The organism is Candidatus Pelagibacter communis, assembly GCF_001179925.1.
Classification (GTDB): domain Bacteria; phylum Pseudomonadota; class Alphaproteobacteria; order Pelagibacterales; family Pelagibacteraceae; genus Pelagibacter; species Pelagibacter ubique_E.
Genome location: NZ_CVSF01000041.1, coordinates 1 through 20,043 on the forward strand (window position 1 = coordinate 1; position 20,043 = coordinate 20,043).

Consider the following 20,043-nt stretch of genomic DNA (forward strand, 5'->3'; position numbering starts at 1 on the left):
TTAAGAAATATAAGAACGGTAATGCTTTAGAAAATTTAAAATGGGGACTAATTCCAGAATGGGCAAAAGATAAAGAATTTAAAGCTTTGATTAACGCAAGATTAGAGACAATTGATGAAAAAGTATCCTTTAAAAAATTAATTAAAGATTTTAGATGTGTGGCAGTCGCCGATGGATTTTATGAGTGGAAAAGAAAAGAAAATGAGAAAATACCTCATTATTTTTTTAGAGAAGATAAAAAACCAATCTTTTTTGCTGCTATATTTGAAAACAATCAGTTTTGTTTAATTACTGAAGAAGCATCTGAAAGTATCAAAGAAATCCATCATCGCCAACCAGTAATATTAAATCAAAAAGATGTGAATCGATATTTAAATTTAGAATTATCAGGCTCAAAGTTTTTAAAAGAATGTGAAAAATCAAACTTAGTTTTTCATGAGGTTTCAAAAGAAGTTAACAAACCGGCTAATAATACTGCGTCATTAATTCAACAAATTAATAATTAGATAGTTGAGTATATAATCATATTCAATTAAAATAAAAGACAATGATAACATACATAATACCCTTTATTATTTTAATTTTAATTGTGGTTTTTATTCATGAGTATGGACATTATTATTTTGCTAGAAAATATGGTGTTGGAGTTACAGATTTTTCGATTGGATTTGGAAAAGAAATTATTGGTTGGAATGATAAGTTAGGCACAAGATGGAAAATTTGCTGGATACCTCTAGGTGGTTATGTAAAATTCTTTGGTGATAGAAATGTATATTCTCAGGCTGACCATGATGAAATTTTAAAAAAATACAGTGAGACAGAACAAGCAAAATTATTTACTTTAAAACCATTATATCAAAGAACACTGATTGTTTTTGGTGGTCCTTTAGCTAATTTCTTATTAGCTTTAGTTATTTTTTTCTCAATTTATACTTTCATTGGAAAAGACTTTACTCCAGCAGTTATCAATGAAGTTCAAAAAGATAGTCCTGCAATGTCAGGAGGATTAGAGCAAGATGACATTATTCTAGAAATTGATGGAAATGAAGTTCAAAGCATCCTTGATGTTTCAAAATATATTACAATGTCCACAGATGAATTTATCGATTTTAAAGTAAAACGTTCTTATGACGAAATATTATTAAAAATAAAACCAATAATGATTAAAAGTGAGGACAACCTAGGTAATTCAGTTAATAAAAGAATTGTAGGCATAAAACTTGGGGCTTATAACAATAAGATTAACCATGTAAAACTTGGTCCAGGACAAGCAATTTTGCATGCTATAAATGAGGTTTATTATGTGAGTATTTCTAGCCTTAAATATATTGGAGGCATGATTATTGGAAAAGCTGACACCTCACAATTAGGTGGACCAATCAGAATTGCTAAAATTTCAGGTCAAGTTGCGGATATTGGTGTTTTAGCATTTATAAGTATGATGGCTTATATTTCTATTAGCCTTGGGTTAGTAAATTTATTTCCCATTCCTATGCTAGATGGTGGTCACCTGATGTTTTATGCATTTGAGAAAGTATTAGGTCGTCCTCTATCTCAAAAAACGCAAGAAGGTTTTTTTCGAATCGGTATGTTTTTATTGATATCTTTAATGTTTTTTACAACATTTAATGATTTAAAGGATCTTGGTTTGTTTAAATAATTAAGATTAAAAAAAATTAAAAAAACCAATAAAATCAACACTAATTAAAGATTATACAACATATTGTGTTTATAAACATTTAAGTAACTAAAAAAAAGGTTGATTTTTAGGGGTTTTTTTGAAAGATAGAAATAACCTAAAACCGGAGCTAAAATGAACAAAAAACAATTAGTTGTTAAACTTTCAGGGGCATTAAATTTAAGTAAGGCTGATGCTGAAAGAACTTTTGACACAATTACCAATACTATTTTAGATGCTTTAAAAGGTGATGATTCTGTAAAAATCGCTGGATTTGGTACTTATAAAGTGGCTAAAAGAAAAGCTAGAGTTGGAAGAAACCCTAGAACTGGTGAGCAAATTCAAATTGCAGCATCACAAAAGGTAAAATTCTTACCTGCAAAAGCTTTAAAAGAAGTATTCAATAAATAACTCTTTTTAAAACAGCCTTAATGTTCGTAAAATTAGCATTAAGGCTGTTTGTATATGCAAATATTGCATAGCCAATTTTCCTAATCAGCGTTAGTTTTTAAATTATTAAAAAATATAAGTACTCCCTTTACAGGGAGGTCTTATGACTAAATTAATAAAAATAATAAGTGCACCACTTATTAGTTTAATTTTTTTATTAAACATGAGTAGTGCAGGTATGGCAGAAACCACAGTTTCTGCTGAAGTTGGATTCATATTTAATACTTTGCTTTTCTTAATTTGTGGATTTCTAGTTATGTTTATGGCGGCTGGATTTGCAATGCTAGAGTCAGGTATGGTTACATCAAAAAGTGTATCCGTTATCTGTGCAAAAAATATAGGATTATTTTCAATTGCAGGAATTATGTTCTGGATGGTAGGTTATAACTTAGCCTATGGTATTCCAGAAGGTGGTTATATTGGTAAATTTATTCCATGGTCAGATGCTAGTGCTGTTGATACAGGTTATTCAGATGGATCAGATTGGTATTTTCAAATGGTCTTTTGTGCAACCACAGTTTCTATAGTTTCTGGTACAATGGCAGAGAGAATTAAATTATGGCCATTTTTCGTATTTGCTGCAGTTCTTTCAGGAATTATTTATCCAATCGTGATGGGTTGGCAGTGGGGTGGAGGCTGGTTAGCAGAAGCTGGTTTTTCTGATTTTGCTGGATCAACTCTAGTACACTCAACCGGTGGTGCAGCTGCTTTAGCTGGTGCAATGATTATTGGCCCTAGACTCGGAAGATTTACAAAGTCTGGTGCTCCAGCTCCACTAAAGCCTTTTGCAGCCTCTTCAATTCCTTTAGTAACTATTGGTGTATTCATTTTATGGTTAGGTTGGTTTGGTTTTAACGGTGGTTCACAATTAGCGATGGGAACTGCTGTTGATGCGATTGCTGTTTCAACTATTTTCATGAATACGTTTTTAGCAGGAGCAGGTGGTGTAATTGGTGCTGCTATAATCACAAGACTACATTTTGGTAAAACAGACGTTGTCCAAATGTTAAATGGATGTATTGGTGGATTAGTTGCAGTAACAGCTGAACCATTAGCTCCATCACCTTTTGCAGCTATCTTAATTGGTGCAGTAGGTGGTCTGATTGTAGTTTATGGAACTAAATTATTATTCACATTAAAGATTGATGATGTAGTAGGTGCAATACCAGCACACTTGTTTGCAGGTATTTGGGGAACACTAATTGTTCCAGCAACAAACTCAGATGCTGCTTTCAGCTCACAATTAATTGGTGTGTTATCAGTAAACATATTTGTATTTGTAGTCGCTTACATTGTCTTTAGCGTTATTAAAGCAACTATCGGCCTAAGGTTGAGTAAAGAAGGTGAAACTAAAGGTACTGATGTTACTGAAACAGGTGTAATTGCTTATGCGATACGTGACTAATTGTTAACAATAAAGGGACTCTTCGCTCTCTGCGTATTATTGCGATTACTCATCGAAGAGTTCCTTAATGCTTCCTCTAGTTAATATAAACAATAAAGCCCTCTATTTTAGAGGGCTTTTTTATTTATTTTCATCCCAAAATTTTTTGTAATTTATAAATGGTGCAAGACCATAACTTGAATTGATATTAGTTAAATGTAAAGATAAACTTTTTATTGGAGAGATACAAATTTCTTCTAAATAAATTTCATTAATATATTTTTCAAAAGGATTATGACGATCTTGACATGTTTTTTCAAATTTATCCCAGTATTTATTCAATAAATATTTGCTAGTCAAAAAAGTACAAAGTGTTTTATCTATTGTTCGCCAATGTCTTTTGCTCCCTATTAGAATATTAGCTTTTTTATTATCCATATATAAATATGGGTAATCAGAGGGGCACATAAAAATATCCTTACCAATTTGAGAAGATATTCTTTCATATGACATAATCATTTCTTCTAACATTGAGTCAAAATGAAGATAATCATCTTCAATAAAAAATATTAAATCTTCTCCTTCATTTTTTCCTATTTCAAAACTTTGTGACAAACTTGCTAGATTTGAAAAAGTTTCTTTTGATTTTTGATTTTTTATCTTGGGTTTAAATTTTTTGTGATCTAGAGTTATAATCTGAATATCATTGTCTAATAATTTTTTCACACGACCTAAATTTTCAGAGTTTGAATTATCATCAATAATTATAGTCTTAATTTTTAAATTTGGTAATTTTGCTTGACAATAATTTTTTGCATTTATCAGTGATTTAATTGATCGAACAGAGTATTCTATTTTTGGTTGCTCAAATAATCTTCTTTTATTTTGATCCCAAATTTCAATATCTGTATTCATTCTAACTATTAATAAAACAGAATTAACTTTTCTTGAAATTTTTACCTCCCCGAGGGGTAAAATTATTGATTTCTCATTTAATGTTGAAAGATTTTCATTTAATTCTTTATTTAAAGTTGGCGATTTAAAATCGTTTTGATCAATTAGTTCATAGCCTAATAATTTAGAAAGTTTAATAAATATTTTTTTCATGATATTTCTTTAATCAATCATAGAGACTAAGTTTTTTAGCGTAAAAAATTCTGATGACCCAATAGATAAATAAACCAATGGGTCCTATCAAATAAGTAATTATTAAAGGTATTGTCAAAAGCAATCTATTCATAATAAGTTTTTGAGCATCTTTTAAAATCCATCCACCTACAAAAAGATTTATTGATACAAAGTGGATCCATAACATTAATAAATAAAATTCATCTGTAAATAGTTTTGAAATGTAGTCTAAACCCAAGTAAAGGCTAAAGTTTCCCATAAAATCAAATGAACTCAAATATGCTTTATACAAAACAAATACATAGGCTCCACTTAATAATAAGATCGGAAATATAGAAGTTGCCAAATATTTACAAAGATTTGATTGAGGAAAAAATATAATTAAAAACCAAAATGGCAATACACCAATGTTTACCCAAAAGTAGAGCATTTCAACTGTAAAATAATTATAAATTTGTTCGATCATTATCTAATATATTATATTAGATCTTATTATGATTCCTATAAGAAACAAAAAAAAATCATTAAAAGTAACTGTTGAAGAAATGCGTAATTTTGCATTGGCTTATGTAGAGAAATATGCTCCATCCAAACAGCAGCTTAAAACCTATCTTTTAAAAAAATATTTAAAAATTTCAGTATCAAATGTTAAAAAACAAGATATTAACAATTTAATAGATATTGTCTTATCTGATCTAGAAAAAAGTAAGTTTGTTAATGATAAATTTTACTCAGAAAGTAAAGCTAAAAGTATGATACAAAGAGGAAATTCAATTAATAAAATTAGAAATTATTTAATTGGAAAAGGCATCAACGACGAATTTATTAAAGAAACTGTTGATAAAATAAAGTATGAAAATTCTGATCAAGACTTTTTTTCTGCAATTAAACTCTGTAAAAAAAAGAGGGTAGGACCTGCTAGAACTGAGGAGAATAGATCATTATTTTACAAAAAAGATATTTCACTATTAGCAAGAAATGGCTTTGATTTTGAAACGTCGAAAAGAGTAATGGATATTAAAAAGGAAGATTATTTAAAAATAATAAATTTACTTTAGTTTTTTTTTCTCTTTAACAAGATTGTCAATTTTATTTTTGATATAATTTCTTACAAATACAAATAATATTAATCCAAAAATTGATACTGAAATAATAATAATTAATATTATCCTTAATTGTTCATCCATTATATCAATTTTTTACTTTTTAAAATAAGACTAGGGTTTTCAAAATTTTTCTTTCCATAAAGAATTTCTTTATTTTCAAAATCAGTTACTGAACCACCTGAATGTTTTAAAATTGCATGACCAGCAGCAATATCCCATTCACAAGCTCTTGGTTCAGCTACATAACCATCATATTCTCCACTGGCAATAACACAAAATTTTAATGAACTTTTCATTTTAGTATATTCTTTAACATTTAACTTATCAAAAATTTTTTGAATTTCTGGTTTAATTTTATCTGAGTAAGATACAAATTTAATTTTATCTTTTTCATGATTTCTTGAACCGTCTAATTTAATTTCTTTTTTATTTTTTAATTCATATGCATGGCCTTCACCAAAAGAGTAAAACATTCTTTTTTTTGCTGGAGCGTAAATTATTCCTGCAGCTGGTTTGCGATTTATTATTAAACCTGCATTTATAGTAAATTCATCTAAATCATTTATATAATCATAGGTTCCGTCAATTGGATCCACCAACCAAAAATCTTTTAGATTTTCAATAGATTTGTTTTCAGATGTTTCCTCTGAAATTATTGGAAGAAAAGGAGTCAATTCCTTTAATTTGTCACTGACTATTTTATTAACTTCTAAATCACCATTAGTAACAGGAGTGTTATCTGACTTCATTTTTTTTGTAAGACCATTTTTTCTTAAATTTATAGATATCTCACCCGCATTAAGAAAAGGTCTTATTAAACTTATAATTAATTTTTTAATATCAATTTCTTTCATTTATCTTTTTCAATTCAATATTATTTGAATTAATTACTTTTTTTCCAGCATTTTGAAAATTTACTGTAACTTTTTCTTTAATTATTGATTGAACTTGTCCAATACCCCATTCTTTGGCTGCGGGATTATAAACTTTGTCACCTGGTTCAAAATCTAATATCATTTATTTAACTTATAATAGAAATAAGTATAAATACCAATTAATGAACTCTCAATTAAACTCTATAGGACTTTCAAAAAAACCATCTGAAACAACAGTTGTGGTAGCTATGTCAGGTGGAGTCGACTCATCTACTGTGGCTGGAATGATGAAAAGAGATGGGTACAAGGTATTAGGTATAACTTTAAAGCTTTATGATAATAGTAAAGAAGTTGCATCTTCAAAACAATGTTGTTCTGGTCAAGATATTATGGATGCAAAAAGAGTCGCTCAGAAATTAGATATAGAACACAAAATTTTATATTATCAAAATAAATTTAAACAAGGTGTTATAGATAATTTTGTTAACAGTTATTTAAAAGGCGAGACACCTATACCTTGTGTTCAATGTAACCAAACAGTCAAATTTAAAGACTTATTTGAATTTTCAAAAGATCTAAATGCTGATGCTTTAATTACAGGACATTATGTAAAAAGTATAACTCTTAATAATGAAACTAATATGTATCGAGCAATTGATGAAAATAGAGATCAAAGTTATTTTTTGTTTAATACAACTAGGGAGCAACTGAATTATTTAAGATTTCCTTTAGGTGGAATGTTAAAAGATGAAACAAGAAAAATAGCAAAAAAATTAAATCTGAATGTTGCAGATAAACCAGATAGTCAAGATATATGTTTTGTGCCAAATGGTGATTACGCCTCTGTAATAAGAAAATTCAGACCAGACTCTTTAAAAAAAGGAAATATAAAAGATTTAGACGGAAAAGTCATTGGTGTCCATGATGGAATAATTAATTTTACAATTGGCCAACGAAAAGGAATTAAAGTTTCAGATATAGAACCATTATATGTTATTAAAATTAATTCTGATAAAAATGAAATTATAGTTGGTCCAAGAGAAAAGTTAGGAAAAAAGAATATTCAAATAAATAATTTAAATTTATTAGTTGATAAAAAAGAATTTTCTAAAAATATTTTAGCAAAAGTTAGATCAACTGGTAAATTATTAAGAGCAAAAGTTAATTTTAAAAATGAAAATTCTGCAGAAGTTAATTTAGATGATTTTGAGGACGGAATTTCTCCCGGACAAGCTTGTGTTTTTTATGATTTAGATAATCAAGGATATAAAGTTTTAGGAGGTGGTTGGATTATAGATTAATCAACCTTCTTCCACATAAAAAAAGTTAAAAGATAAAATGTTATAACTCCTATAAAATAATTCCATTCTAAAGCATGTTTGAAATATTTTACATTAAATCCCATTACATTATCTCCTGGCAAACTAATAATGGGAATACTTATAGTTGCCACAATAATCAGGATGCTAACAAGGTAAATTTTAAGAGTTAGATAAGTTTTATTGATGTATTTTAAAAGTTTGTCCCTAAAGGAATACAAAGTCATCACTAAATATGCTTGAGCAACTATTTCAAATGAGATGAACATTAACATAACAACTCTTCTGAAAAGTTTATAAATATCATTATCAAATTTGATGCCTAAAAAAATTGAATGAATAGTCAAAGCTATGGCTGAGGCAATTCCAAAATAAACAATTTTTTTAATATTTTTATGATCTTTATCAAAAAAAGAAACGATACTTTTATTGAACAGCCAATATTTGATAAGTAGAAATGATGTTAAAAACATAGCAGGTTTGAATACTAACCATGATGGATAAGGCCTCGCAGTTCTGCTTATAGATGCCCCACCATCAAAATATGGAATAGTATTATGAATTATATCCTCATGATTAGGAAATAATTCATGAAATTGAGTTATTAGAATTAAGCAAGTATTAACTGCTATAAAAGGAACAATAAAAATCCATATACTGATGTACTTGGCCTTATTGATTTGGTCCATAGAACTATTTTTTTTTGTTTTTTCTTTTAGCTCTTCTTTTTTTAGACCCTTGTTTTCTTCGGCCTCTATGTTTTTTTGGGTAACCCATAGTCTCCTTTAGTTATAATTTAATTGAAATTATCAGCGGGATATAGCATTGTCCTATGAAGTATTCAAATTTTTTATGTCTAAATCTTTCAAGACTTTTCTAAAACATACAGCAAAAGACTTTCATAATCAGTCTGTAAATCCTCCAGTTGTAAGAGCATCGACAATCATTTTTAAATCGATGCAACATATTAGAAAAACTCAAGCTAAAGCTATAAAAAATCCAATAGGTGGCCATTATGATTACGGCAGACAAGGAACATCAACAACTTACATTTTACAAAAAATTTTAACTAAACTTGAAGAAAGTTATCATGTATTTACAACTCCAACAGGTTTTGGCTCAGTCTTCTTAGCCATATTTAGTGTTGTAAGACCTGGAGATGAAATTATTGCAGCAGATCCAGTTTATAGTCCCACAAGAATTCTTACTCAGGATTTTCTAAAAGAATACAATATAAAGACAATTTTTTATAATCCTAGTGATCTTGAGACATTAGAAAAAAATATAACCAAAAAGACGAAATTAATTTTTGTAGAAAATCCTGGAAGTAATACATTTGATTTTCAAGATCTTGGAAAAATAATTTCAATAGCAAAAAAACACAAAATTTTAACTGCTATGGATAATACTTGGGGTACTCCATATTATTTAAAACCTATCAAACTTGGTTTTGACATGTCGATTGTTTCAGCAACAAAATATTATTCTGGTCATTCTGATGTTATGGGAGGAAGTTTAGCGGTAAATAAAAAGGTTTTTTCAAAAGTAAAAGCTGCCGAAAAAATTACAGGTTTAAGACTGGGTCCTGATGATGCATATTTGATAACTCGAGGTTTGAGAACTTTAGATGTAAGATTAGATAGACACAGAGAAAATGCAAAAAAAATTGCTGCTTTTTTATCCAGAAACAAGAAAATAAAATTACTTTATCCTTATAAGAAAAATTCCCACAATTTTAGAATGTGGAAAAAATATTATAAAGGCGCTTCAGGCTTAATGGGATTAAAGATAAAGTCAAAAAATATAAACTCTGTAAGAAAATTTGTTAATTCACTAAAACTTTTTGGATATGGTTATAGTTGGGGTGGTTTTGAAAGTTTGGCTTTACACCAAGAATTTAGAGAAACAGGAAATAGAAAATATATGAATCTAGCGAAAGACGAACATCTTGTTAGACTCCATATTGGTCTTGAAGATCCGAATGACTTAATTGCAGATATTAAACAAGCATTAAGACATTTAAAATGATAATAGAAAATTTTTTTAAATCTAAAACTGCAATAATAACTTTATTTGCAGCATGTTTTGTTGTTTTAATTTCTTTAGGAGTAAGACAGGTTTTTGGTTTATTTTTTATAGATTTCAATGAAAGTTTAAATATTAGTAACACCGCATTTGGATTAGCTATTGGAATACAAATGTTAATGTGGGGTTTAACTGGCCCAATTTTTGGAGCAATAGCTGATCGATATGGTGGTCACATCGCCATAATATCTGCATTTATATTTTATACTTTAGGCATATATTTTTTATATACTGGCCCAAATACAGGTATTTTTTTTCAAATTCATATGGGATTATTGATAGGTATTGGCCTTGGCGGTACTGCAATAAGTATTCCAATGTCAGTTGTTGGTAAACATTTTCCGTTATCAACAAGAACAATAGCAATGAGTATCGTCACTGCTATAGGGTCTTTTGGTTATTTTCTTTCACCAATTTTTACTACTTATTCTTTGCAAGAGTATGGTTGGAATTATACTTTATTTATATTTACTTTATTTTTATTAACGGGCTTAGTTGCTGCTTATTTTGTAAGATCTCCATCTGAAGCCGAGAGAATAGAAAAAACTTCAGACCAATCTTTTAAAGAGGCTTTGATTGAAGCTTTTAAAACTAAAAGTTATATTCTGCTTGTATCAGGATTTTTTGTTTGTGGTTTTCATATTACCTTAGTTGGAACTCATGTACCAAAATACGTTATAGATAGAGGCTTAGAAGATTGGACTGCAGCCGCTATTTTATCATTAATTGGGCTGTTTAATATTTTTGGGTCATTATTAAGTGGATATCTTTCAGCAAAAATGAGTAAAAAGATTATTCTCAGTGCTATTTATTTTTTAAGAGGCATCTCTATTATTCTTTTTATATTTACACCTGCAACTAACATTAGTGCTTTTTTATTTGGAGCAAGTTTTGGTTTTTTATGGCTTTCAACAGTTCCAGCTACAAGTGGTATTGTGGCACATATATTTGGTACAAAATATTTGGGCATGTTATATGGAATTGTATTTTTAAGTCACCAAATTGGATCTTTTTTTGGTGCATATTTAGGTGGCTTATTTCATGATCTTTATGGTTCATATGATTATGCGTGGTATTTAGCAATTGCTTTATCTGTTTTCGCAGCAATAATACATCTACCAATTAGAGAAGAACCAGTTTTGAGATTAAAAACAGAATAAATTGAATACACAAAAACAATTAGCAGAGATTCACCATTCAGGAAAATCCTATGTTATTTATAAATCTAAAAAAGGTTTTGACTTATATACAAACTTTTCCGAGAAGATTATTCTTAATAATAAAAACGTTAATAGTTTTTTAAACAAAAAATATAAGAACAAACAAAAAAATACAGACTTATTTATTGGTTTTTTTGGCTATGAATTATTAAATAATTTGATTAATGTTAAAATACCTAAACAAAAAAACACAAATTTTCCAAAAGGAATTTTCTACAAGCCAGAAAAAAAGATAAAGATAACTAATAAACTTAAGTACAAAAGTGAAAGAAATTTTAAGGCTAATAAATTTAAGATCAATATAAACAAAAAATCTTATGTAAAAATTTTCGATAAATTTAAAAAAAAGATAAAAAGTGGTGAAACTTATCAAATTAAAATTTGTACTAAATATAAAACAAAATCAAAAATTGATCCTCTTGATTTTTTTTCAAGGTTATCACAAACAAATTTAGCTCCAGAAGCTTTTATGATAAGAGATAAAAACTATTCAATAATCAGTTGTTCACCAGAAAATCTTATAACTAAGAAAGGTTCTGATATATCTACAAAGCCTATTGCTGGAACAGTTAAAAAAACAAAAACTTTAAATAAGTTCAAAGCTTTAAATTATTTCAAAAAAAATCTTAAAGAAACCAAAGAACATAATATGATTGTTGACATGGAAAGAAATGATTTATCTAAAATTTGTAAAGTAGGATCTGTTAAACTTTCTAAACAAAAGATTGTTGAGGAATATAAAGATCTTTTTCATTATGTCAGTCTTATAAAAGGTAAATTGAAAAAAAATATTAATAACATTGACATTATTAAGGCCATGATGCCAGGCGGGTCAGTCATCGGTTGTCCAAAGATAAACACACTAAATCTTTTAAACAATCAAGAGAGAGAAAACAGAAATATTTACACTGGAAGTTTTGGATATATCAAATTTAATGGAGATATGAGATTTAATATTATTATTAGATCAATTTTAAATTTTAATAATATTTCTGAAATATCTGTTGCATCAGGTGTGGTAGTAGATAGTAATGCAAAACATGAATTTAATGAAAATTATATAAAAGCAAAAGCATTAATTGATTTATTTAAATGATTTATGTCATAGATCATAACGACTCATTTACTCATAATGTGGTACATCAACTTTCATTATTCGATAAAGTTGAGTGTGATAATTTTAATAAGATTAATGAAAATAAGATTAAACATGCATCAACAGTAGTTTTTTCACCGGGCCCTGGTAATCCAAAGAATTATCCAACTACTTCAAAAATTTATAGAAAATTAAAAGGAAAAAAAAAGATGATAGGAATCTGTCTGGGGTTTCAACAAATTTTACATTGCGAAGGTGCAAAAATTATTGAACAAAAAAAGATATATCATGGATATCAATCAAATATTAAAGTAATTAATAACAAATCTTTATTTCAAAAAGGGAAACTATTTAAAGTAGGCAGGTATCATTCATTAAAATTAAAAGAACCTTTCAAATCTGATAATTTTGAGATAACTATGAGATGCTTAACTTCAAAAGTTGCAATGGCTTTTGAAAATAATAAAGATAAAATTTATGGATTTCAATTTCACCCGGAGTCTTTTTTAACTATCAATGGCAAAATACTTATTAAAAAAATCTTATCAACTTAAAGACTTAAAACAGATAGAATTCAATGACCTATGGGGAGATCATGGAATCTTTACAACTATGTGGATTTTTGGAAAACCAGCAAAAATATTGTTCTTTAATAACCATTTAAGAAATCTAATTTTATCATTAAAAAAATACCAGATAAAAAAAAAATCTTTAAAAGAAGATATCTTGAAAATAATAAATATAAATTTATCTAAAAAGAAAAAATATAATCATTTACTTAGAATTGCCGTAAATAAGAAAATTATATCAATTTCTTTAAGAAAAAGAGTCAAATCAAAATCAAATTTTAATCTAAAGTTAGCAAAAATAAAAAGAGAAAAGCCTCAATTTAAAAACCTAAAATATAAAAAAATACTATCATATCTTTCTAAAATGGATAATTCTCAATCAGATATTGCGCTTGTGTCTAATAAAAAGATTTTAGAAACCGGAACTTCGAATTTATTATTTGTCAAAGATAAAAAATTTTTTACACCAAAAAAAGATTATTATCAGGGAAACACTTATAAATTTTTTAAATCAAAGATAAAAAAAATAATAAAGAAAGATATTTTATTAAAAGAAATTAAAAATTACGATGAAATTTTACTTTTAGGTTCAGGTAAAGGAGTTACATCAGTAAAATCAATAAATGAAATTAAATGGAAAAGAAAAAGTCAAAAAAAATTTAATTTTCTCTCAAAACAATATGACTTAGTCATAAAAAATTGCAATTTTTATAGATTTTAAGCAAATGAAAGATCCAAACAATCCTTGTTTATTTTGTAATAGTGAGGAAAGTGGATGTGCACATGAAAATGATCTGGCATATGCTAGTTATGATTCATATCCAGTCTCAGAATATCATTGCTTAATTATTCCTAAAAGACACATAAAAGATTATTTTGATTTATCTAATGAGGAATTGATTGCGTGTAATGAATTAATTAAAATTGTAAAAAAAGAAATTACAAATAAAGACTCATCAGTAAAAGGATTTAATTTAGGAACTAATATTGGAAAAGTTTCAGGTCAATCTATTTTACATTGTCACTTTCATTTGATTCCTAGAAGAGAAGGTGATGTTGAGAATCCCCAGGGAGGAGTAAGATCTGTGATCCCAAAAAAACAACATTATAAAAGAGAGAAATAGCCAATTATTAAAGACAAATTGACCTGAGTTTGAGGTTGAACTATTAGTTCAACTATATATAAAACTTAAAACTAATTCTAATTTTAACTAATGGCGGAAATGTTAAACAACAATCCTTTTTCTTTATTAGCTGAAACAGTATCGCCACTTGCAATGCAATCCTTTATCATTGCTATGATTCTTTTAATAGCTATTGGAACGATAATTCAGATGATCCACCATAAAAATCTTACATATTTTTTTAACAATGCAAGAAAAGCAAAATTAGCAGCTACGAAAAAATTAGGTGTAGGAGAAAAAGTTTCTGTCATAGCCAAAACAACAGTAGTAGATATTGGCACAACTTCTGAATTGGGTTTTGGTAAAAGAAGGCTCGCACATGTCCTTGGAATGTACGGAACAATTTTGTTTTGGGTTTCTTCTGCCATCTTAGTTTTTTGTTACACAGGTGCTGATAAACCAAATTCTCAAACTTGGTCGATCATTTGGCATGTAGGAGCAATATTAACTTGTTTAGGAGGTTATTGGTTTTGGTTTTTTTTGAGAGTCGATGTATCAGCAGAAGCTTATCCATGGTATAGAATTATTAAAGCTGATCTATTTGTTTTAGCATTACTGGCATGCTCAACTTTTGGTTTAGCTTGGTCATACACTCAATTTAGTGGCCAAACTGGTTTATCATATTTATTTTTGACTTTATTTATTGCATCTAATTTAATTTTATTTGGTGGAGTTTATTGGTCTAAATTTGCACATATGTTTTATAAACCTGGAGCTGCAATACAAAAAAATTTAGCAGAAGCTGATGGTTCGAGAGATAATCTTCCACCACCTGCAGATGCACCTGAGCAATTTGGCCTAGGAATAAAAAGAGAAGAGCCAAAACATTATTAATATGTTAATAGGAAAAGGAGAAAATTAAAATTATGTCAACTTTTGTATACATGACAAGATGTGATGGATGTGGTCATTGTGTAGATATTTGTCCATCAGATATAATGCACATAGATGAAAATATTAGACGTGCAAAAAATATAGAACCCAATTTTTGTTGGGAATGCTACTCTTGTGTAAAAGCTTGTCCAAATCATGCTATTGATGTGAGAGGTTATGCTGACTTTGCACCAATGGGGCATAGTGTTAGAGTTAGAAGAGAGGAAGAAAAAGGAACTATCTCTTGGAAAATTAAATTCAGAAATGGTACTGAGAAAAATTTCGTATCACCAATTACAACAAAACCATGGGGTAAATTTATTCCAAAACTTGCTGAAGGTGATAAGCCTAATCAAGGAGAAATTAATTCTCAAAGACTTTACACTGAACCAGAGGGACTGAATACCAATCAAGAATTGCCATCTGTTCCAAAAGAGTCTTTTAAAAAAGGGGTTTATTATTAATGGCTAAACATAAAACTCATTACGAAGAATGCGATGTACTAGTAGTTGGTGGTGGTATGGCTGGTACAGGTGCTACTTTCGAGGCAAGGCACTGGGGTAGAGACTTAAAAATTGTTTGTGTTGAAAAAGCGAACATAGATAGAAGCGGAGCTGTAGCTCAAGGTCTGTATGCAATTAATTGTTATATGGGAATGCAATGGAATGAAAACCAACCTGAAGATCATGTGAGATATGCAAGAAATGATTTAATGGGAATGGTAAGAGAAGATTTAGGATACGATATGGCTCGTCACGTGGACTCTACTGTTCACATGTTTGACGAATGGGGTCTTCCAATGATGAAAAACGAAAAAACTGGTAGATACCTAAGAGAGGGTAAGTGGCAAATTATGATTCATGGTGAGAGTTATAAGCCAATAGTTGCTGAAGCTGCAAAAAAATCTGCCGATAAAATTTATAACAGAATAATGATAACTCATTTGCTTATGGATGAGGCTCAAGAAAATAGAATTGGTGGGGCAGTTGGTTTTAATATGAGAACTGGTGACTTCCATGTCTTTAGAGCTAAAACTGTGATTGTTGCTGCTGGAGGAGCATCTCATATATTTAAACCAAGAGCAGTTGGAGAAGGTATGGGAAGAACTTGGTATGCTCCTTGGAGCAATGGTTCTGCATATGCATTACCAATTGCAGCAGGTGCAAAAATGACTCAAATGGAAAATAGAATTGTATTATGTAGATTTAAAGATGGTTATGGACCAGTTGGTGCTTATTTTTTACATTTAAAAACATACACACAAAATGCTAATGGCGAAAACTATGAGAAAAAATGGTATGACCAAACTAAAGAGTTAGTAGGAGAGTATATCGATCATCATCCAACACCTACTTGTTTAAGAAATCATGCATTTATACAAGAAGTGGCTGCAGGTGGAGGACCAATTCACATGGTTACTAAAGAAGCTTTTCAAGATCCACATTTAGAAACAGTTGGATGGGAAAACTTTTTAGGAATGACAGTTGGTCAAGCTGTAGTTTGGGCATCACAAAATATTGATCCAAAATATACAAATCCTGAACTAACTACATCTGAACCTTACGTTATGGGATCACATGCAACATGTTCTGGAGCTTGGGTAAGTGGACCAGAGGATTTATCACCACCAGAATATTTCTGGGGATATAATAGAATGTTAACTATTGACGGTCTTTTTGGTGCAGGTGATACTGTTGGTGGAAGTGCTCACAAATTTTCATCAGGTTCGTTTACTGAAGGTAGATTAGCTGCAAAAGCAGCTGTTAAATATATTGATGATAAAAAAGCTGAAGGAATTAATGTATCAGACAAACAGTGTGAGAATTTTAAAACTGCTGTATATAAACCACTAGATACTTATACTATCGCTCAAAATGAAATCACAGGTGGAACGGTTTCACCAAGTTATATTTCTCCAATTCAAGGTTTACAAAGACTTCAAAAAATTATGGATGAATACGTTGGTGGAATTACATCTAATTATATGACTAACGGAAATATGTTAAAAAGAGCTTTAGAGCTTCTTGAATGGCTTCAAGAGGACTTAGAAAAAGTAGGCGCGGAAGATTATCATCAATTAATGAGAGCATGGGAATTAAAACATAGAACTTTAACTTCTCAATGTGTAACAGAACATACTTTATTTAGAGAAGAAACACGTTGGCCTGGGTATTATTATAGAGGTGACCATATGAAGCTTGATGATGAGAACTGGCACTGTCTAACAGTTTCAAGAAGAGACCCTAAAACAGGTAAATTCACAATGGAAAAAGTGCCTGTTTATCATATAGTTGATGAGAACGAGAAGAAAAAAGCCTCTTAATCAATATTAAAGAATAAAAGCTATGGATCTTTTATCCAAATCTGATGATGAAATATTTACTATAGGCAAACCTTTATGGGAAAACTTAGTAAGATCTTCAAATCTTAAAGATTATGGGGGTTTTACAAGAGATTTTTCAACACAAATGTTATTTGGAGCTAATGAAGTAGAACTGGGTAAACAGTGGGCCAACAACGAGCTTATTACTAACCTCAATGAAACTTATGAACCTTTCGGCACATTAAGAAGGGGTGAACACATAACTGTTTTAATCAAGCAAACAAACAAGAAAATTCCTGGAGAGTTCCTAGGAAGACTAGTTTTAGGAGTTGAGGATGGAGAGATTAAGGTCTTTGGGGCAACGATCTATTAATTTAAAAAAATTACCGTTCTAAGTAATTATTATTTGACAATTTTTACCCTGGGTGTATTCAGAAATATATATGCATCTTTCAAATATAAAAATTTTCCAAAAAATAAATAATAATAAAACGACTTATATTAAAACAGGAATTTTTTCAGCTATAGTTGCTTGTTGGGGTGTTATCTTAGTTGGAACTTTTCTAACTTTTAAATAAATTATATTTTATAATTTTTATTTTAAATGGAAGTTTTTTTACCCATAGCTCAAGTATTCATTAATCCAATAGAAATTCTTTTATTAAGTGCCATCGTTGGAGTTCTATCAGGATTGTTTGGTGTTGGTGGTGGATTTTTAATGACACCATTTTTGATTTTTATGGGAATTCCACCGGCATATGCAGTTGCAAATGAAGCTAATAACATTTTAGCTACGTCTGTCTCAGGATCAACAACTCACTATTTAAAAAATACTTTAGATTATAAAATGGGTTTTATGATTGTAATAGGTGGAGCAATAGGAACTTCGTTAGGAATTTATACTTTTACTTATTTTAAAGGTATTGGAAAAATTGATACAGTTATTTCTTTAGCTTATATGTACATCCTCGCAATAATTGGAACTTTAATGTTAGTGGAAAGTCTTGGTGAAATTGATAAGGCAAAAAAAAACGTTGTTGAAAGAAAAAAACTACATGTTCATTACTGGATACATGGACTGCCTTTCAGAATGAGATTTCCAAAATCAAAATTATATGAAAGTATTTTTACACCAATTATTATTGGTTTATTTGTTGGATTTATTGCTGCAATAATGGGCATAGGTGGAGCTTTTATATTAGTGCCTGCAATGATTTATATTATTAAAATGCCAACAAGATTGGTTCCAGGTACATCTTTATTTGTTACTATTTTTGTAAGTGTAATAGTTACTTTTTTACATTCAATTAATTACGGTTCGATAGATCTAATGTTAGTTTTATTACTAGTGGTTGGTTCTATTGTAGGTGTTCAAGTTGGACAAAAACTTGGAGAACAAATTGATAGCTCAGGATTAAAAGCTTTATTAGCAATTTTATTATTAGTAGTTGGTATAGCTATTGCTTATGATACTTTTTTTGCTAATGAAATTTCAAATCAAATTACAAAAAACCCTAACACGGATTTAAATTTTTTTTCAAAATTTATTGAGGAATTTTCTAAAGACATGCCTTTCTTCTATGGATTATTTTCTATTATGTTTGCTGTAATTTTGGGGATTGGTGCAGCGTTTATAAGAAGATTTTTATCTAATTTAAGAAAAAAATACTTAATTAAAGCTGCTAAATAAAAAATTTTAAATAACTTTCAATAGTAACAATACAAACTATCCCCACTGTAAGCATTCCGATAAATCCAACAATAAATGGTTTATATCCCATGCTTTTGATATCTTTTAAATTTGTAGACAAACCTATGGCCGCCATTGCCATGGTTAAAAAAATTTTAGATGATTGTTTAATAATTTCTATTGTCTCTATCCAGTTTGAAGTTGAGTTAAACATTTCATCTCCAAGATTTCTTATTATGATCATTCCAACAAAGCCCAAAACAAAATATGGAAAAATATTAAGTATAGAATAATTTTTTTCCTTTGTTTGACCTCTGTTATATAGAAATGCAAAAAGGGGAATCATTATGATTAAGAATGTATTACGAATAAGTTTTGTGACTGTTGCTATATTTAATGTTTCAGGACTGTTATATTGCTGTTCATATATAAGTCCTGCAGCAGCTACTTGAGAAGTTTCATGAATAGAAGTTCCTAAAAATAAGCCAATTAAAAGAGACTCTCCATCAAAATAAATGTTAGCAAAATAGGGATAAATCAACATGGAAAGTATTCCAAAAAAAGTAATATTTGCTATCGCGTAAGATACTTCACTTTTATTTGCTTTTATTACTGGTGCAGTGGCCATTATCGCTGTAGTTCCACAAACAGTGCTTCCTATTGAAATTAAATAAGCCATTCTAGTCGGAATTTTGAGTTTTTTTATTAAAAGTTTAATAACAACTAAAACACTTATTATGCATATAATGATTAATGGAAAAGCAATTTTACCAAAGTCTAAAAACTCAAATGGTTTAAGCTGTATGCCTAGAAAAATTATTCCAAGTTTTAAAATGTACTCTCTTGTAAAATCTAATCCTTTTTGAAAACTGTCTCTTATTTTAAAAAAATTACCAAAAAACATTCCCAACAAAATTGCAATCATTGCAGTAGAAATAGGACTTTTCGTATATCCTAAAAGTTCAATACCAATTATATTGTTGAAACCTTGCGAAATTGTATAAAGTACAAATGCAAGAATTATACCTGGTATAATTACCAAATATTTTTTAACTACCATTTT

General features: G+C 29.0%; 24 protein-coding genes. 17 read left to right on the forward strand and 7 right to left on the reverse strand.

What is annotated here, in order from left to right; all coding sequences use genetic code 11:
* From AMN70_RS02595 to AMN70_RS02610, 4 genes are all read left to right on the forward strand, one after another.
* On the forward strand, nucleotides 1-506 hold a 506-nt coding region (locus tag AMN70_RS02595; protein ID WP_075501484.1), incomplete at its 5' end, for an SOS response-associated peptidase.
* A 41-nt stretch (nucleotides 507-547) separates the two neighbouring features.
* On the forward strand, nucleotides 548-1,660 hold the full coding sequence (gene rseP, locus AMN70_RS02600; RefSeq protein WP_075501485.1) for an RIP metalloprotease RseP: 1,113 nt from the start codon (nucleotides 548-550) through the stop codon (nucleotides 1,658-1,660).
* 153 nt (nucleotides 1,661-1,813) lie between these two features.
* A complete protein-coding gene (locus tag AMN70_RS02605) occupies nucleotides 1,814-2,089 on the forward strand; it encodes an HU family DNA-binding protein (protein WP_075501489.1) in 276 nt (91 codons plus the stop codon).
* Nucleotides 2,090-2,231: 142 nt separating this feature from the next.
* A complete protein-coding gene (locus AMN70_RS02610; protein WP_075501491.1) occupies nucleotides 2,232-3,533 on the forward strand; it encodes an ammonium transporter family protein in 1,302 nt (433 codons plus the stop codon).
* A gap of 120 nt (nucleotides 3,534-3,653) precedes the next feature.
* Here the strand turns inward: AMN70_RS02610 and AMN70_RS02615 are convergent, their stop codons facing one another.
* Together AMN70_RS02615 and AMN70_RS02620 are read right to left on the reverse strand one after the other, a co-directional pair.
* Complete coding sequence (locus tag AMN70_RS02615; protein ID WP_075501493.1) at nucleotides 3,654-4,619, reverse strand: glycosyltransferase group 2; 966 nt, start codon at nucleotides 4,617-4,619, stop codon at nucleotides 3,654-3,656.
* Nucleotides 4,620-4,632: 13 nt separating this feature from the next.
* The gene (locus tag AMN70_RS02620) at nucleotides 4,633-5,106 is read right to left on the reverse strand and encodes an ABA4-like family protein (RefSeq protein WP_075501495.1); all 474 of its coding nucleotides are present in this window, start codon (nucleotides 5,104-5,106) and stop codon (nucleotides 4,633-4,635) included.
* A gap of 28 nt (nucleotides 5,107-5,134) precedes the next feature.
* Between AMN70_RS02620 and AMN70_RS02625 the strand changes: the two genes are divergently transcribed.
* The gene (locus AMN70_RS02625) at nucleotides 5,135-5,698 is read left to right on the forward strand and encodes a regulatory protein RecX (protein WP_075501497.1); all 564 of its coding nucleotides are present in this window, start codon (nucleotides 5,135-5,137) and stop codon (nucleotides 5,696-5,698) included.
* Here AMN70_RS02625 and AMN70_RS05655 read toward each other — a convergent pair.
* The 3 genes from AMN70_RS05655 to AMN70_RS02635 are packed head-to-tail and all read right to left on the reverse strand — an operon-like array spanning nucleotide 5,690 to nucleotide 6,763.
* Nucleotides 5,690-5,827, reverse strand: coding sequence for a hypothetical protein (locus AMN70_RS05655; protein ID WP_179850372.1), 138 nt, complete (start codon nucleotides 5,825-5,827; stop codon nucleotides 5,690-5,692). The genes AMN70_RS02625 and AMN70_RS05655 overlap by 9 nt on opposite strands.
* Entirely contained in the window at nucleotides 5,827-6,600 is a 774-nt protein-coding gene (locus AMN70_RS02630) for a 3'(2'),5'-bisphosphate nucleotidase CysQ family protein (protein ID WP_075501499.1), read from the reverse strand. Before AMN70_RS02630 ends, AMN70_RS05655 begins: the two co-directional genes overlap by 1 nt.
* Complete coding sequence (locus tag AMN70_RS02635) at nucleotides 6,587-6,763, reverse strand: DUF3553 domain-containing protein (protein WP_075501501.1); 177 nt, start codon at nucleotides 6,761-6,763, stop codon at nucleotides 6,587-6,589. Before AMN70_RS02635 ends, AMN70_RS02630 begins: the two co-directional genes overlap by 14 nt.
* 40 nt (nucleotides 6,764-6,803) lie before the next feature.
* Between AMN70_RS02635 and mnmA the strand changes: the two genes are divergently transcribed.
* Entirely contained in the window at nucleotides 6,804-7,922 is a 1,119-nt protein-coding gene (mnmA, locus tag AMN70_RS02640; RefSeq protein ID WP_075501503.1) for a tRNA 2-thiouridine(34) synthase MnmA, read from the forward strand.
* On the opposite strand, the gene AMN70_RS02645 is transcribed toward mnmA, so the two are convergent.
* On the reverse strand, nucleotides 7,919-8,629 hold the full coding sequence (locus AMN70_RS02645) for a hypothetical protein (protein WP_075501506.1): 711 nt from the start codon (nucleotides 8,627-8,629) through the stop codon (nucleotides 7,919-7,921). The genes mnmA and AMN70_RS02645 overlap by 4 nt on opposite strands.
* Nucleotides 8,630-8,792: 163 nt before the next feature.
* Here AMN70_RS02645 and AMN70_RS02650 point away from each other — a divergent pair, with 163 nt between their 5' ends.
* From AMN70_RS02650 to AMN70_RS02700, 11 genes are all read left to right on the forward strand, one after another.
* Complete coding sequence (locus AMN70_RS02650) at nucleotides 8,793-9,968, forward strand: trans-sulfuration enzyme family protein (RefSeq protein WP_075501509.1); 1,176 nt, start codon at nucleotides 8,793-8,795, stop codon at nucleotides 9,966-9,968.
* Nucleotides 9,965-11,185: an MFS transporter gene (locus AMN70_RS02655; RefSeq protein ID WP_075501512.1), complete on the forward strand. Its 1,221-nt coding sequence runs from the start codon at nucleotides 9,965-9,967 to the stop codon at nucleotides 11,183-11,185. The genes AMN70_RS02650 and AMN70_RS02655 overlap by 4 nt, the downstream gene beginning before the upstream one ends.
* Before the next feature lies 1 nt (nucleotide 11,186).
* Complete coding sequence (locus AMN70_RS02660) at nucleotides 11,187-12,341, forward strand: chorismate-binding protein (RefSeq protein WP_075501514.1); 1,155 nt, start codon at nucleotides 11,187-11,189, stop codon at nucleotides 12,339-12,341.
* Entirely contained in the window at nucleotides 12,338-12,895 is a 558-nt protein-coding gene (locus tag AMN70_RS02665) for an aminodeoxychorismate/anthranilate synthase component II (RefSeq protein WP_075501517.1), read from the forward strand. The genes AMN70_RS02660 and AMN70_RS02665 overlap by 4 nt, the downstream gene beginning before the upstream one ends.
* Complete coding sequence (locus AMN70_RS02670; RefSeq protein ID WP_075501520.1) at nucleotides 12,858-13,631, forward strand: aminotransferase class IV; 774 nt, start codon at nucleotides 12,858-12,860, stop codon at nucleotides 13,629-13,631. Before AMN70_RS02665 ends, AMN70_RS02670 begins: the two co-directional genes overlap by 38 nt.
* A gap of 4 nt (nucleotides 13,632-13,635) precedes the next feature.
* The gene (locus AMN70_RS02675; protein ID WP_075501522.1) at nucleotides 13,636-14,034 is read left to right on the forward strand and encodes an HIT family protein; all 399 of its coding nucleotides are present in this window, start codon (nucleotides 13,636-13,638) and stop codon (nucleotides 14,032-14,034) included.
* 99 nt (nucleotides 14,035-14,133) lie between these two features.
* Complete coding sequence (locus AMN70_RS02680; RefSeq protein WP_075501680.1) at nucleotides 14,134-14,928, forward strand: adenylyl-sulfate reductase; 795 nt, start codon at nucleotides 14,134-14,136, stop codon at nucleotides 14,926-14,928.
* A 32-nt stretch (nucleotides 14,929-14,960) separates the two neighbouring features.
* A complete protein-coding gene (gene aprB, locus AMN70_RS02685) occupies nucleotides 14,961-15,431 on the forward strand; it encodes an adenylyl-sulfate reductase subunit beta (protein ID WP_075501524.1) in 471 nt (156 codons plus the stop codon).
* Complete coding sequence (gene aprA, locus AMN70_RS02690; protein ID WP_075501526.1) at nucleotides 15,431-17,290, forward strand: adenylyl-sulfate reductase subunit alpha; 1,860 nt, start codon at nucleotides 15,431-15,433, stop codon at nucleotides 17,288-17,290. The genes aprB and aprA overlap by 1 nt, the downstream gene beginning before the upstream one ends.
* 22 nt (nucleotides 17,291-17,312) lie before the next feature.
* Complete coding sequence (locus AMN70_RS02695; RefSeq protein WP_075501529.1) at nucleotides 17,313-17,663, forward strand: hypothetical protein; 351 nt, start codon at nucleotides 17,313-17,315, stop codon at nucleotides 17,661-17,663.
* Nucleotides 17,664-17,894: 231 nt separating this feature from the next.
* Nucleotides 17,895-18,980, forward strand: a complete 1,086-nt coding sequence (locus AMN70_RS02700; protein ID WP_075501531.1) for a sulfite exporter TauE/SafE family protein — start codon at nucleotides 17,895-17,897, stop codon at nucleotides 18,978-18,980.
* Here the strand turns inward: AMN70_RS02700 and AMN70_RS02705 are convergent.
* A complete protein-coding gene (locus AMN70_RS02705; RefSeq protein ID WP_075501533.1) occupies nucleotides 18,973-20,040 on the reverse strand; it encodes a YeiH family protein in 1,068 nt (355 codons plus the stop codon). The genes AMN70_RS02700 and AMN70_RS02705 overlap by 8 nt on opposite strands.
* Nucleotides 20,041-20,043 lie beyond the last annotated feature (3 nt).